This window comes from Paraphotobacterium marinum (genome assembly GCF_002216855.1).
In the GTDB taxonomy this organism is placed as follows: domain Bacteria; phylum Pseudomonadota; class Gammaproteobacteria; order Enterobacterales; family Vibrionaceae; genus Paraphotobacterium; species Paraphotobacterium marinum.
Genome location: NZ_CP022356.1, coordinates 1,020,225 through 1,035,432 on the forward strand (window position 1 = coordinate 1,020,225; position 15,208 = coordinate 1,035,432).

Below are 15,208 nucleotides of genomic sequence, written 5' to 3' on the forward strand. Positions count from 1 at the left end.
CATATTGGACAAAAACAATCATTTTTAGAATAATAATTTTATAACTACAATGTTAATTAGTAAAAAATATCAAATTTGCTAAAGCTATAGATTTTGTCTATTAATATTGGTATTTTTATGAGGTAATGAAAAATATAAATATAAAAATATACAAACACAATGAGGTTAATTATGAATATAAGCTTTAAAAAAAGCTTAGTTGCACTTGCAACTATTGCTTCACTATCCGTAACACTTTCTCCTGTTGTTAAAGCAGCAGATGTTCCAAGTGGAGTTCAATTAGCAAAAGAACAAGTATTGAAAGAAGGTACGAGAGATTATCCTGTAACAGCGGATCCAGCAAAAGCTACCGACGCTGCTTCTAATGCAGTTTTACTAGACGTTTATAACCAATTGGTCAACTATGATGATAAAGGTAACATCATTCCAGGCGATGCTAAATCTTGGGACGTTAGTCCAGATGGTAAAACGGTCACTTTCCATTTAAGACCTGGTTTGAAGTGGTCTGATGGCTCTCCCTTAACAGCTCATGATTATGAATTTGCTTTCAAAAGATGGGTAGACCCTAAAACAGGCTCAGACTATGCTTATTACCTATCCTTAAGTAATGTCGTGAACTCCAAAGAAGTTATGGATGGAAAGGTTTCACCGGACAAACTGGGTGTGAAAGCTTTGGATGATACAACCTTACAAATTAAATTAGATAAGGCAACCCCTTATTTTGTGAATACTTTAGGTATAGGTTTTGCTTCCCCGATTTCAGAAAAAAACTATAAAAAATGGGGTGAAGACTATTTTAAACCTGAACATATGGTCTCAAATGGCGCATTTAAAATTGACCAGTGGGTTATTAATGAAAAAGTTGTTTCGGTTCGAAACAAAAATTACTGGAATAATAAGAAAACGGTGTTAGATAAAGTTGTTTATCGTGGCGTACCCGATTATGCCACTCAAGTTAATTTTTATAAATCAGGTGAATTAGATACAACTTATACGGTTCCAATTGAACAATATAGTAAAATCAAGAAAGAAATGCCGAATCAACTTCATACTAATGATATTTTGAAAGTATTTTATTACGATTTTAATACACAAAAGGCACCTTTTGATAATGTAAAAGTTAGAAAGGCTTTAAGCTATACGATTAATAGAGAAGCTCTTGCAAATTCAGTAATTGGGATGGGATCAAAACCTCTGTACTCGTTACTACCTTCAAACACTGCTGGTCACAATCAATTTAAACCAGCATGGTCAAAAGAAGATCCAAAAGCTTTAGCTCAAAAAGCTGTTAAGTTATTAAATGAAGCAGGCTACAATAAAGAACATCCACTTGAGTTTTCTGTTTTGGTTGCTAATACGCCTGAATTTAAAAAAGCAGCCCAGGCTATACAATCTATGTGGCAATCAACACTGCCTGTTAAAGTTAAGTTGAATGTCGTTGAGTACAAGACTTGGTTAGCTGAAAAATTTCAACCTACGCATCAAGTTGTTGCGGATGATTGGTATGGAGATTATAATGATCCAACAACGTTCTTTGGATTATTTACTTCTACTTCAACACAAAATGGTTCTCATTTCCAAAGTAAGGAATACGACACTTTAATTGATAAGGCCGCTACAGCAAGCAGCGATGCTGAAAGACGCAAATACTTTACTGAAATTGATAAACTAATAGATAAAAAAATGTTTATTGCGCCACAATATTCGTCAAGTTTACCTTACTTAGTTAAACCTTATGTCAAAGGATGGGCGAACCAAAATCCTTTAGCATATTTTTATGCTAAAAATGTTTACATAACGAAACATTCATAAGTTCAAGTTCAATCTTATATTGAATAGTAAATAAACTTGTGAGATTGAATATTTTGTTAAAAAGAGATGGTTATTTTAATGCATTAAAATAACCATCTCTTTTAGACATGCAAGCGTCTTCAATATAAATCTAGTAATAGAAAACTTTATGGATTGTTTTTTCATGCATTAGAATATTTATTTTTTGTTTAAAATGCATATATAAATTTAATTTATTTAAGCTCAAAAAAATCAACATCATTACCTATAGCTTCATAGAACATAATAAGATTAATATATTTATAAAGCTTATCTTTGTTTTTCTAATTAATATACTTATTTTTGCATTAAAAAATGGCATCTGTTATGGCAATTTATGTGCGCAAAATTTCAACAAATCCATTATAAATTGTGCATACTGCATAAAAACATCAATTTTTTGAATAATAATTTTATAACTACAATGTTAATTAGTAAAAAATATCAAATTAGCTATAGCTATAGATTTTGTCTATTAATCTTGGTATTTTGATTAGGTAGCAAAAAATAAAATTATAATAAATACAAACAAACGCAATGAGGGAAATAATGAATATAAGCTTTAAAAAAAGCTTAGTTGCACTTGCAACTATTGCTTCACTATCCGTAACACTTTCGCCTGTTGTTAATGCAGCAGATGTTCCAAGTGGAGTTCAATTAGCAAAAGAACAAGTATTGAAAGAAGGTACGAGAGATTATCCTGTAACGATGGATCCAGCCAAAGCTACCGACGCTGCTTCTAATGCAGTTTTATTAGACGTTTATAACCAACTGGTTAACTATGATGATAAAGGGAATATAATTCCAGGTGATGCTAAGTCTTGGGACGTTAGTCCAGATGGTAAAACGGTCACTTTCCATTTAAGACCTGGTTTGAAGTGGTCTGATGGCTCTCCCTTAACAGCTCATGATTATGAATTTGCTTTCAAAAGATGGGTCGATCCAAAGACTGGCTCTGAATATGCTTATTACCTATCCTTAAGTAATGTCGTCAATTCTAAAGAAGTTATGGATGGAAAGGTTTCACCGGATAAACTGGGTGTAAAAGCTTTGGATGACACAACGTTACAAATTAAATTAGATAAGGCTACCCCTTACTTTGTGAGTACCTTAGGTATAGGTTTTGCTTCTCCCATTTCAGAAAAAAACTTTAAAAAATGGGGTGAAGACTATTTTAAACCTGAACATATGGTCTCAAATGGGGCATTTAAAATTGACCAGTGGGTTGTTAACGAAAAAGTCGTATCGGTTAGAAACACAAATTACTGGAATAATAAGAAAACGGTGTTAGATAAAGTTATTTATCGTGGCGTACCCGATTATGCTACCCAAGTAAATTTCTATAAATCAGGCGATTTAGATACAACTTATACGGTTCCAATTGAACAATACAATTCAATTAAAAAGGCAATGCCAAATCAACTTCATACTAGTGATATTTTGAAAGTATTTTATTACGATTTTAATACACAAAAGGCACCTTTTGATAATGTAAAAGTTAGAAAGGCTTTAAGCTATACCATTAATAGAGAAGCTCTTGCAAATTCAGTTATTGGGATGGGATCAAAACCACTATATTCTTTATTACCCCCAACAACTTCAGGTCACAATCAATTTAGACCTGCATGGGCAAAAGAAGATCCAAAAGCCTTGGCTCAAAAAGCTGTTAAGTTATTAAATGAAGCAGGCTTTAACAAAGAACATCCATTAGAATTTACTGTTTTATTGCCGAATAAGCCGGAATTTAAAAAAGCAGCCCAGGCTATACAATCCATGTGGCAATCAACACTGCCTGTTAAAGTTAAGTTAAATGTCGTTGAATACAAAACTTGGTTAGCTCAAAGAAGTGCTCCTTCTACTCAAGTTGCTGCGGATGATTGGTATGGAGATTATAATGATCCAACAACGTTCTATGGATTATTTACTTCTACTTCAACACAAAATAGTCCACATTTCCACAATAAGGAATATGACTCTTTGCTTGATAAGGCCGCTACAGCAAGCAGTGATGCTGAAAGACGCAAATACTTTACCGAAGTTGATAAAGTGATTGATAAAACAATGTTTATTGCACCACAATATTCGTCAAGTTTGCCTTATTTAGTTAAACCTTATGTTAAAGGATGGGTGAACCAGAATCCTTTAGCATATTTTTATGCTAAAAATGTATATATTGAAAAACATTAAGAAATAATGTAAAAAACATATACAATAGATTTCTAAGTAATAAAAGAGAACTAAAATTTAGTTCTCTTTTTAATTGAGTTGAGAGTGAAGGTTAAGTGCAAACGACAGAATCAAACAAAGGTTTTATATATGCCTTTTTAGCTTTTTTCTTTTGGGGTATTGCTCCTTTATACTTCGCATTGATTCATAAAATGGATATATTTCTATTGTTGGCAATTAGAATTACTTTTTCGGTACCTCTGCTTTACTTAGTTGTAAAAATTTTTAATAAATCTAAAGTAAACTTCAAAGAAATTTTCACGTCTAAAACGGTTATATATTGTTTTTTGGCTTCAATAATTTACTGTGTGAGTTGGACGTTATTTGCATTGGCTTCCAATCAAAAAAATATTTTAGCGGTAAGTCTAGCGTATTTTATAAACCCTATTATTTGCATTTTTATAGGTACTATTATTTTTAAAGAAAGGCTACCAAATTCATATAAAATTGCTATGTTTTTGGTAATCGTAGGCATTTTTTACCAAATTTCAATTTACCATACATTTCCGTTAGTCTCTATTTTGATGGCAGTTTTTTTTGCTTTGTACGGAATGATGAAAAAATTTATAAAACTTGACTCAATTACATCAATCTTTTTAGAAGCATTATTACTTGTTCCACTAGCATTGGTCTATTTGGTATACTATTTCCATTTTCACAAACAAGATTCCTTAATCGGAAGTAATGATTTAATTTTATATATTGGGACATCCTTTGTAACAATATTACCGCTTATATTATTTACTTTGGCGGTTCAACATATTAATTTAAATGTAGTAGGAATTATGCAGTATGTTGAACCAACTATTCAGTTTTTTCTCGCTACACTTTTGTTAAATGAAACATTTAATATGACGAATGCTATAACATTTTCTTTCATATGGATTGGCATTTTTATTATCATTGTAAATGAAGCTTTTATAAAAAAAATTAAATCAAAAAAAACTTTAAACAAGAATACAATCTTAAAAAAACATTAATTACTTTAATCAAAAAAGCGATATATAAAAATTGTTTAAATATCTAACTGAAAAATTTAATGAATTTTAATAGAGAGTTTTATTCTATTGTTATACCTTTCTCCAGACTTAAAAAATTAAACTCTTTTGGTAATAGTTGTTTTATTTTTTGTATAGAAAAGTTATAAGTGAGTTGGTTAAGTTTATTAAAATCTTTTTTATGATAATTCTTACTAAATCTATTTTGTGTCAGTCCTAATTCTTGAATATTATACCAATAATGCCTAACTCCATCACTTAGAATATAACGTTCCCCACTTTTAAGATTATTAAAAGAAAGATTAATGATTCGAGCAACATCCTGTCTATGTATTAATCGAACAGCATTTTTGCTTTCACTAATTCTATTTTTCTCAAGCCAATTAAGAGGGTTTCTTATTTTGTTGTAAAGACCTGCTAAATGTAAAATTGTGAAATTTTGAGACTCCATGAGTTTTGTTTCAAGTTGGTATCTCTCTGATTCCATATCAATTGGTGAATGTTCATCAACTAACTTTTGATTTTCTTTATTCAAAAAAGCACCTGTTGAACTTAATAAAATAACTTTTTCAAAATTTTGAACCCAATTACAAAAGTCTTTAAATTTCCTTTTTTCAACATTATTAATAGGGAAGGTTATTATAAGTGTACCTCCATTAATATGATCTAATGATTTATTAGGATCCAGGATTAAATACTTTTTGTTCGTTCTGGATGTGCCTAGCCAACTTGGATCTTGTTGTATAATGGCACTTCCTATAAAACCTGCACCAAGTATTAAGTTTTGTTTCATTCATCCCCTCCTATAACAGGATCTTAATTTAAAACGATTCTATGTTAAGAGATATTTTTTTCATACATGTCTTATAAGCTAAAACAAATTCACGCTTATAAATAACTAATTATAATGAAGATATCGAAATTAAATTAACAATTTTTTTTAAAGATGTGAATGAAAAAAAAATTTATCCCAAAAATATCAAAACCATCCCATTAATTCTGTTTTAAAAACTAACTTATTGAAAAAAATGATATTTTCTGTGAATATTAATGGTAGCAATGAATAAGTTTTGAATGAAAGGAAAATGATATGGAAGAGTACTTAGTTGCGGTTGATATAATGAAATGTCATTTGGGTGTAACCGAAAAAGAGGCATTGCATAAATTAGGGTTGGGAGAGTCAGTTAAAAATGATTATAGTACTCAAAAAAAGGTGAGAGTATTGGATGGTAGAGACTAATTGGAATAAGATGAGTTTTTTTATTTGGTTGATTCAACATTTTTTACTACACAATGATGTTGAATTTGCTCTATATAAAATAGATAACTATAAGGTTAATATATATTTTTTTTAAAAATGCATAAGCTTATTAAACTGAATTTTAGTAAGTTAATGTTGTACATCAATAAAGATACTTAGGTTATTGACACAGTTATAATAAAAGTGCAATGATTGGCTCATGTTTAGGACAGAAGAAGTAATTTATGATAGAACTTGACACGCCAGCACTCATTATACGTAAGAGTATAATGAAAGATAATTTAATGAAGATGCAAAAATATGCTGATTCAAAAAATATTAATTTAAGACCACATACTAAAGCTCATAAGACACCTTATTTAGCAAATATGCAAATTGAACTTGGAGCAAGTGGAATTTGTGTTTCAAAATTAAGTGAAGCAGAGATCATGGCTGAGCATGGAATTAAAGATATCTTAATTACAACACCCATTGCAAGCTCCGTAAAGTTCAAGCGATTAGTCGAGCTCCAGAAAAACTTCCCAAGTTTGGTTTTATACCAGGTTGTTGATAGTGCTTATCATGTTGAGCAAATAGATAGTTTTTCAAAAGATAAAAGTGTCATCATTAACTTGGTAGTTGAAGTCGAAGCAGGACAGAAACGTTGTGGGTTGATTCCTGATGAAAACTTAAAAAACTTGATTGATTTAATTAATCAGAAAGAACATGTAAATTTTTGTGGCATTCAAGCCTATAGTGGGCATCTGCAATTGGTACAAAATTATGAATCAAGGTTATCTGAAGCAGCTCAAGCTTTAAATCCTATAAAAAGATTTTTTAAAGATTATAAAATTGAAAAAAATGAAATAATTATAAGCGGCGCTGGAACTGGTACTTTTTACGCCTCTGATAATAGTTTTTTTTCTGAAATACAATGTGGGTCTTATATATTTATGGATAAGGCTTATAAAGAAATTATGAAGCCAAATGATTCAGATAATATAAATTTTGGTAATTCTTTAATGGTATTGAGTACCGTTATTTCTAAGCCAGCTCATAATAGACTAGTCATAGATGCTGGTATGAAGTCATTAAGTATCGATCACGGAATGCCCTCTGTTTTCGATTTAAAGGGTGTAACGTATCGTTGTGGCGGTGATGAGCATGGTATTTTAGACATTGAAGATGAATCCATGAATTTAAATATAGGTGACCAAGTTCTCTTAATTCCCAGTCATTGTGATACAACCTTGAATAATTTTGATGACATGTATTTACTTGATGATAATGATAAAATCGTTAAATCTTTAAAAATCAGTGGGCGTGGCTGTTCCCAATAAGGAAATAGAATGTTTAAGTTAGAGCAAAAAAGTTTAAAAAATTTAGTAAGTGCCTGTGAATGGGAAGTAAGAGTCAATTTAGCAGCATGTTATCGTATGGTTTCTATTATGGGTTGGGATGATTTAATACATACTCATATTTCAGCAAAAATTCCAAATACAGAGCATTATCTTGTAAATGCCTATGGTTGGGGGTTTGATGAAGTCACAGCTTCATCTTTAGTAAAAGTAGACTTAGATGGTAATGTAATTGGTGACAATATGAGTGATATTAATCCTGCGGGGTTTACGATTCACTCAGCTGTTCATGAAGCACGACCAGATGTCATGTGTGTTTTACACCTTCATACTAATGAAACCGCGACAGTAGCATCACAAAAGTGTGGCTTGCTACCTTATAGCCAATATTCTATGTTTTCTCTTAATTCACTTTCATATCATTCTTATGAGGGTTTGGCTGTTGATGAGGACGAAAGGCTTACACTTCAAAATGACTTGGGTAGCCACAATCATATGTTATTGATTAACCATGGAGCATTAACTGTAGGACCTACAATTGGTGATGCTTTCATGAGAATGTATGATTTACAAAGAGCATGTGAAATTCAAATAATGATGCAGTCGACAGGCCAACAAATTATAAAAGTTAATCAATCTATATTAGATGATGTTGCAAGACAGCAAAAAGCTGTAAATTTAGGTAAAACAGGAGGTGTTTTGACATGGCCTTCTATTTTACGAAGAGTTCATAAAAAAGATGCATCATTTGCATCATAATTGACGTAAGAGGTAATAATGAAGATAGTTTCAGTTGAAGTTTTTGATAGTTTTTGTCCTGAACGACCTCAATGGACACCTGTTTTTGTTAGAATAAATACTGATGAAGGAATTAGTGGCGTTGGAGAAGCGGGTCTAGCTTATGATTTAGGACATAGCGCAGCAGCAAATATGATAAAGGAATTTGCTGAAGCTTTTTTAATAGGTTTTGACCCATTTTGTACAGAGAAACTGTGGTCAAGAATGCTACGTGAAAGCTTTTGGGGTCTAGGTGGGGGGCCTGTTATATACTCTGCAATGAGTGCAATTGATACAGCACTTTGGGACATTAAAGGTAAGGCTTTGAATCTACCAGTTTATCAGTTGTTGGGTGGGAAAGTTAATGAAAATTTGAGAACTTATGCCTCTCAGCTTCAATTTGATTGGTCTGATAATTTTAAAGCTTTGGTGCAACCAGAGGAATATGGTGAAGCTGCAAGAAAAGCTATTGAGGATGGATATGATGCTGTCAAAGTAGACCCTATTATGTATGATAAAGATGGAAATACTTACTATGATAGAACAAACATCATTTCTCGTGCTGAAATGAAATTATATCGCTCACGAATGGAAGCTATTAGAAAAGAAGTTGGTGATGAGGTTGATATAATTTTTGAATGTCATAGCCTTCCGGGAGCAACTTCTGCCATCCAAATAGGGGAAATTGCCGAAGAGTTTGATTGTATGTATTATGAGGAGCCTGTTAATTATTTGAATCATTCGTTACATAAAAAAGTAGCTAGAAAACTTGATGTACCAATTGCGGGTGGAGAAAGATTATATAATAGATGGCAAATAAGACCATATTTAGAAGATCAAAGTGTTGATGTTCTTCAGCCTGATATTGGTTTATGCGGTGGCTTTACAGAAACAAAAAAAGTCTGTGATTATGCTGATATCTTTGACGTGAGAATTCAAGCGCATGTTTGTGGTGGTCCAGTTGCTACAGCTGCTTCCTTACATCTTGAATCAGCAATACCTAATTTCTTAATCCATGAGCATCATACATATGCAATAAAAAAATGGAACAGAGAGCTATGTATCGAGGATCCTCAACCAATTAATGGTAAGTTTAATGTAAGTGATAAGCCTGGATTAGGCATTCATCTAAATGATGAAATTTTATCAAGGGGTCACAAAATACTTATCAAATAAAAGTTTATTAATATGAACAAAAGTTAACTTTTGTTCATATTTTAAATATTGTAAATATTTTTAGCATTTTGATATGTGAGTTTATGGGTTAACTGTTCGTCATTAAGTATATGAAAATAATTGTCCCATAGTTCCTCATATGAGCCTTTAAACAAATTAAGTGGGAAATTGCTTGCTAACATGATCTTGTTTGTATCAAAGTGGTTGATTAAAGCTGACATAATATTTTCCACAAAAATTAATTCATAATTTCGATTCATCATTTCCCAACCTGAAGCCTTTATATATAAATTTTCGCATTGGTTTAGATCTTTCAATAAACACATGGTATCAAAATTATTATGGCTATACGCAGGAAAACCTATATGGTTTAAAACAAATTTGATATTTGGGAAAGCTTTTGTGATTTCTTTAATAAATTCATTATTAGTGTTGCTAAGTTTATCAATTTGCAGTTCAAAAATTAGTTTATTCTCATTTAGAATTTCAAAATTTCTCATGGCTTCTTGATTTGGCAATAATTTGTGACCATTTTGATCGATAATATCCCTGACGCCAATGAAACTTTGAAATCGTTTTAGTTCTTCTATATTTTTATTGAAAAGTTTATGGTTTTGTTGGAGATTGCATGTAGCTATTGACTTGAAAGGTTTTGAAATTACTTTTTCGAGCCATTCAATTTCTTTGGATGGTTGCTCATTACTGAATCCAGCTTCAACATGGACAAAGGATTCTAAATTTAAATGCGGACCTAACATTAAATCTTTTTCAGAAAAGTTTTTTTGGATAATGCCTTTGTCGTCCCAGTAAGGTGGATTTTCAGATTTGAGCCAATTATATTGTCCGATATCCAAATTAAAAAAATGAAGATGAGGATCTATTATTTTTTGCATAAGATGTCCCTGTCAATAAGTTAAAATCAGATAGCAGTAAATCCGCCGTCTATCATTTGTAGACTTCCAGTGATGTATTTATTTTTATCAGATAATAAAAAATATATTAACTCAGCAACTTCATCTGGTTGTCCTATTCTGTTTAAAGGTTGAAGCTTAGCTTCCTCTTCGTGTAACTGTTCTATGTGTTGTATGTTATTTTTTTTGGCATATTTTTCGATAGCATTGTGATAGAGAGGTGTTTCTATCGTGCCAGGACAAACCGCATTAACTAAAATGTTATGCTTGGCATAATCTATAGCGGTTGTTTTAGCTAACGATGCAATAGCATGCTTGGAAAGATTGTAACAACTGGAGTTAGGCTTAGCAATTTTGGATTGATCAGAACCCAATAAGACTATCTTACCAGCATTATTTTTTTTCATATAGGGGAGGACTGCTTTTAATAAGTTAAAAGTCCCACCAACATTTATTTGTAAAACTCTATTAAAATCATCGTAGGTAGTTTGTTCAATATTACCCGAAAAATGAATGCCTGCAGAAGATACAAGATAATCTATTGTATGCTCATCTCTTATAATTTGCATTATACATTCATTGACTTCTTCTTTATTTGCTAAATTACATTTTAAATAATGATCACACTCATCAGTTTGGATGTCGAGATTGTAGACAGTTATATTTTTTTTTCTTAGTAATTTTACGATAGATTTACCGATTCCGTTACTGCCACCGCTGACAACTGCAACTTTATTCATGGTAAGGGTTCCTTTTTAAAAATTAAAGAATAACATATTTAAACTGCAAGAGTCTTAAGTTTTAATTAATTTCATTTGGGTTTGTTAATAATAACAAAAAGTAATCATGCCAATAAATGATAATCATTATCATTTAGTTTAAATGTAAAGTATATTTCCCACTCAAAATTACTATAAATAAATATGAGAAAATAATGAAAAAAAATAACCTTATTCAATCTTGGAAAGTTGCTCTGCCTCTTTCTCTCTGTATTAGTTGCTTCACATCAAGCGCAATATCACAAAATTTATATGAACAAGATAAAACAAGCATTTCCTGGGGTGGATATATTCGTTCTACTTTCTTTACATATGATAATGATATAAGTCATGCGCACATTCCTGGTGGAACGGGAGCAAAAGGTTTAGAACATGCATCCAAGGGAGATGTTTATAATCAGAACTATACAAATTTATGGTTTCAGGGCAAATCATATTTTGCAGAGCATACATATGGGATAGGTTATTTTTATACTCGGGTTTGGGGTAATAGTAAGTTAGGGGTAACCCCTCGGTCTTTATATGCCGGTATTGGTGACGATAGATATGGTCAATTTCTTTATGGGTTTATGTATGGTGCTTTGAATAAAGGACACTTTGCATCAATTGGTTTGAATTATGAGGATCGAGCAACAACTTCAGTTGTTCCACAACCATTTCAAAAACGTCAAAGAAATACCATTGGTTATAATTATTTAAACAATAATTTTTCACTCTATAGTACATTTGCATTGAGTGATGGTAACTACAATGTAAATGAAGATTATCAAGGTTGGAATGATTCTGGTTATAAAAGTCCAAGTCAATTCTTTTTAAGTTATGCCTTAGGTGACTCAGGTGTTAAATTAGGTGCAGGTGCTGGTATCACACAAGTTAAAACACTGGAAGCAAATTTCGGAAAAGCTTGGATGACAGAGTTAGACATGAGTTATAGTAGTCAAAATTGGTATTTAGCTCAAACCTTAAGTTATGGTAAAAGTATTACTTCCGGTATCTCTGGGGTAGATAAAACAGGTCAATTTGTTTTTGGTAGAAGTGATTTTAAAAGTGCTCCTGAATTTGGGAACTCATTAGCAAAATTTTATTCTACTGTGACAGCGGTTCAATACATTACTGGTGGACATCATATTGGTCTTGAATATGATTTTTCAAGATTTTTTGATTTTGATAATCCAGAAAACTTAGTTCAAAATGGAAAACCATTGGGTTTTGGTAAAAATAGTCAACAAACAAGTATAAATCAGTTATTACTAACTTATAATTATCTCTTTAATCGGCATTTTTCAACAGGTGTTGAATATATCAAAGATTTAATCCCATCAAGCAGTTCTTACCATCAAGGAAATGGTGTTTGGGGACAAATTCAATATAGTTTTTAATTCTTGAGTACATTTATAAGAGTAATATATCACTAAATGATATGTTGCAACATAACTTAAATTTAAAAAATCGGTGATTATAATATGAATACATCAACTAAACAGTTAATGAAATTAGCATTTGGAAATATAATAGAATGGTACGACGCATTTTTATATTTATCTTTCATGCCTTTTTTAATTCAAGCTTTTTTACCTAATTTAGCAATTGGTGAAAGTGTAATTGCACTGTTATTAGGGCTTGCGGCAGGGAACGTAGTACGCCCAATAGGTGCTATAATTTTTGGGTTAATCGGAGATATTTACGGTCGTAAATTAAGCTATAATATTTCGATATTAATGATGGCTATCTCTACTTCTCTAATGGGACTTTTACCAGCATATGCAACTATAGGAGTTGCAGCACCAATCATTTTGGTAATTTTACGACTTTTACAAGGATTATCAATGGGAGGACAATTTGGTACCTTAATCTCTATGAATGAGTCCTTGGGAGATGAAATTAAGTATAAAGGATTTTCACTTGGTATATGTATGTCTATTTCATTATTGGGACATTCAATGGCTTTGATTGCCGCAGGTGTTGTTTCTAAAGTTTCGGATACTTCTTTGATTTGGCGACTTCCTTTTTTATTATCATTAATTTTATTTTTAGTCCATATTGTTTTAAATAAAAAAAATGGACTGTTTATATCAGAAGAAAAAAAAATGGTTTGCTTGAAAACTTTGGGTAAAGACTTTTCTGCCAATTTTGGTAGGCTTTTGACTTACGGAACCTTGTCTTTTTGTGCTGCGAGTACCTTTTCTATGGTTGCATTTTTATGTATCCCCTATATGATTTATGTCTTTCATTACAGTAAAGCCATTTCTTACTCTTATTCACAAATATTTCTTTGGTGTGTCATTTTTTCTGCCCCATTTTTTGGACTTTTGAATGATAAAATTAATAATAAAATTCTTGTGGTAAGTGTATCTCTTATTATGTTAATGATTGGTTTGGTTAGTTTAGGTTTAAATATACAAACATTTTTTATTTATGCATCACTTATGGTTGTTATGAGCTTTGTTGCTGGCGCATTAAAAGGAATTTTGTTGCCAATTTTAGGAAGAGGATTCAAAGGCAGTGTAAGTTGTTTATCAACAAATGTTTCCTATACTCTCGGTTTGGGTATTGCATCATTTATGCCAGCACTTTTAGTATGGCTGTCACATAAAACAACTTTAGGCCTTCCTTTATTTATAATAATTATCGCTAGCTTATTATTGTTTGCCTCATTAAAGTTTAAATCCTTTGGAGATGATACGATGGTCAAATCTTAAATATTCAGATAAATTCACAAAAGTTGTAGGCTTTTAAACTTTTATAAATGATTAAGGCAGAAATATCTGCCTTTTTTATATTGAAGTAAGGACAGTTTTATATGTGAACCAGAACCATAAAAAGAGATAAAGATATAATAGATATTAGCGTACCTAAAATTGCAGAGCTTGTGGAGTCTTCAATTAGTGTATTGTATTTAAGTGCAAACATGGTTGTCATTGTGGCTGTAGGCATAGCACACAACAATACAAGTTCTTTCGCAATGAGTCCCTTAATTCCAAAAACAAATACCAACGCCATCATTAAAGCTGGATGAAAGAAATTTTTGAGAGAAATATTTAACAAAACATTTTTGTTAAATTTAATTACAAAACTAGACATGATCAATCCGAGCGCAAATAAAGATACACCAGAAGTTGATTTGCCAATAAGCGTTAAGCTCTCATTGAATACTGAAGGCAGAGATAAACCGGAATAAGCATAAATAATTCCTAAAATAGGCGCAAAGAATAGTGGTTTCTTGACGACACTTATAAATTCTTGCAGGAAAACTTGTGATATATTTAGTTTTTTATTTGAGGTGGACTCTAATAAAATAATAGTCAGAGGAATCATTAAAATACTTGTGATCATATTTCCGATAACAATTGATAGGAGCGCCTTTGAACCTAAAATTTCTGTGAAAATTGGTATCCCCATAAAGGCCATGTCTGGGAAAGAACAAACAAAAGCACCTTGAGCACTTTCTTTTTTATTTTTTTTCAAGAGATATTTATAGATAAATAAACATATAAAATACATGCCCATGAGACTGATGGTAAAGGCTAAAATAATATTTGAATCAAAAATCTCATCAAGTTTTGAGGTTGCAGTGATTGAAAATAATAAACATGGAAAACTAAAGTTCATTACGTAGGTCGCAAAACTTTCACTATGTTTGTTATCAATAATCTTTCTATAACCAGCAAACCAACCCAAGAAAATAACAAATGCAACAGGAATAAGGGCATTTAATATAGTTGAAAACATTCAATTTCCTTCTGATAAATTTTTAGTGGTTTATAACATCATTTTAAAATTATCATTTCAACTATTCTTTTTTTTTTCATCAAAAATGTGAATACGCTCATTGTTTAATGTATTAAATAAATCACAAATTGAAATATATCTTTTATTTATAATCCAATATTGATCATGATTTGATTCCATAGTC

At 31.3% G+C, this 15,208-nt stretch carries 13 protein-coding genes; 9 read left to right on the forward strand and 4 right to left on the reverse strand.

Going from position 1 to position 15,208, the window contains the following annotated elements:
- Positions 1 to 171: 171 nt before the first annotated feature.
- The 3 genes from CF386_RS11925 (at position 172) to rarD (ending at position 5,036) form a co-directional block, all read left to right on the forward strand.
- On the forward strand, positions 172 to 1,812 hold the full coding sequence (locus CF386_RS11925; protein WP_158522412.1) for a peptide ABC transporter substrate-binding protein: 1,641 nt from the start codon (positions 172 to 174) through the stop codon (positions 1,810 to 1,812).
- A gap of 567 nt (positions 1,813 to 2,379) precedes the next feature.
- On the forward strand, positions 2,380 to 4,017 hold the full coding sequence (locus CF386_RS11930) for a peptide ABC transporter substrate-binding protein (RefSeq protein ID WP_158522413.1): 1,638 nt from the start codon (positions 2,380 to 2,382) through the stop codon (positions 4,015 to 4,017).
- A 95-nt stretch (positions 4,018 to 4,112) separates the two neighbouring features.
- Positions 4,113 to 5,036 carry an EamA family transporter RarD gene (rarD, locus tag CF386_RS11935; protein WP_089074653.1) on the forward strand — a complete coding sequence of 308 codons (924 nt, stop codon included), beginning with the start codon at positions 4,113 to 4,115 and terminating at the stop codon, positions 5,034 to 5,036.
- A 79-nt stretch (positions 5,037 to 5,115) separates the two neighbouring features.
- On the opposite strand, the gene CF386_RS11940 is transcribed toward rarD, so the two are convergent.
- Positions 5,116 to 5,847, reverse strand: coding sequence for a Rossmann-fold NAD(P)-binding domain-containing protein (locus tag CF386_RS11940; RefSeq protein WP_089074654.1), 732 nt, complete (start codon positions 5,845 to 5,847; stop codon positions 5,116 to 5,118).
- A gap of 297 nt (positions 5,848 to 6,144) precedes the next feature.
- Between CF386_RS11940 and CF386_RS12910 the strand changes: the two genes are divergently transcribed.
- The 4 genes from CF386_RS12910 to CF386_RS11955 all read left to right on the forward strand — a co-directional run bounded on the left by CF386_RS12910 (position 6,145) and on the right by CF386_RS11955 (position 9,605).
- Positions 6,145 to 6,294, forward strand: coding sequence for a hypothetical protein (locus tag CF386_RS12910; protein ID WP_192867721.1), 150 nt, complete (start codon positions 6,145 to 6,147; stop codon positions 6,292 to 6,294).
- 245 nt (positions 6,295 to 6,539) lie between these two features.
- On the forward strand, positions 6,540 to 7,634 hold the full coding sequence (locus CF386_RS11945; protein ID WP_089074655.1) for a DSD1 family PLP-dependent enzyme: 1,095 nt from the start codon (positions 6,540 to 6,542) through the stop codon (positions 7,632 to 7,634).
- 9 nt (positions 7,635 to 7,643) lie between these two features.
- On the forward strand, positions 7,644 to 8,411 hold the full coding sequence (locus CF386_RS11950; RefSeq protein WP_089074656.1) for a class II aldolase/adducin family protein: 768 nt from the start codon (positions 7,644 to 7,646) through the stop codon (positions 8,409 to 8,411).
- A gap of 18 nt (positions 8,412 to 8,429) precedes the next feature.
- Positions 8,430 to 9,605, forward strand: coding sequence for a mandelate racemase/muconate lactonizing enzyme family protein (locus tag CF386_RS11955; protein WP_089074657.1), 1,176 nt, complete (start codon positions 8,430 to 8,432; stop codon positions 9,603 to 9,605).
- A gap of 41 nt (positions 9,606 to 9,646) precedes the next feature.
- On the opposite strand, the gene CF386_RS11960 is transcribed toward CF386_RS11955, so the two are convergent.
- Together CF386_RS11960 and CF386_RS11965 are read right to left on the reverse strand one after the other, a co-directional pair.
- Complete coding sequence (locus CF386_RS11960) at positions 9,647 to 10,498, reverse strand: amidohydrolase family protein (protein ID WP_089074658.1); 852 nt, start codon at positions 10,496 to 10,498, stop codon at positions 9,647 to 9,649.
- Between the two features lie 26 nt (positions 10,499 to 10,524).
- Positions 10,525 to 11,256: an SDR family NAD(P)-dependent oxidoreductase gene (locus tag CF386_RS11965; protein ID WP_089074659.1), complete on the reverse strand. Its 732-nt coding sequence runs from the start codon at positions 11,254 to 11,256 to the stop codon at positions 10,525 to 10,527.
- 194 nt (positions 11,257 to 11,450) lie between these two features.
- Between CF386_RS11965 and CF386_RS11970 the strand changes: the two genes are divergently transcribed.
- Both CF386_RS11970 and CF386_RS11975 read left to right on the forward strand, forming a co-directional pair.
- Positions 11,451 to 12,674 carry a hypothetical protein gene (locus tag CF386_RS11970; RefSeq protein ID WP_089074660.1) on the forward strand — a complete coding sequence of 408 codons (1,224 nt, stop codon included), beginning with the start codon at positions 11,451 to 11,453 and terminating at the stop codon, positions 12,672 to 12,674.
- An 84-nt stretch (positions 12,675 to 12,758) separates the two neighbouring features.
- Positions 12,759 to 13,994 carry an MFS transporter gene (locus CF386_RS11975; RefSeq protein WP_089074661.1) on the forward strand — a complete coding sequence of 412 codons (1,236 nt, stop codon included), beginning with the start codon at positions 12,759 to 12,761 and terminating at the stop codon, positions 13,992 to 13,994.
- A gap of 97 nt (positions 13,995 to 14,091) precedes the next feature.
- Here the strand turns inward: CF386_RS11975 and CF386_RS11980 are convergent, their stop codons facing one another.
- Positions 14,092 to 15,024, reverse strand: coding sequence for an AEC family transporter (locus CF386_RS11980; protein ID WP_089074662.1), 933 nt, complete (start codon positions 15,022 to 15,024; stop codon positions 14,092 to 14,094).
- Positions 15,025 to 15,208: the final 184 nt, after the last annotated feature.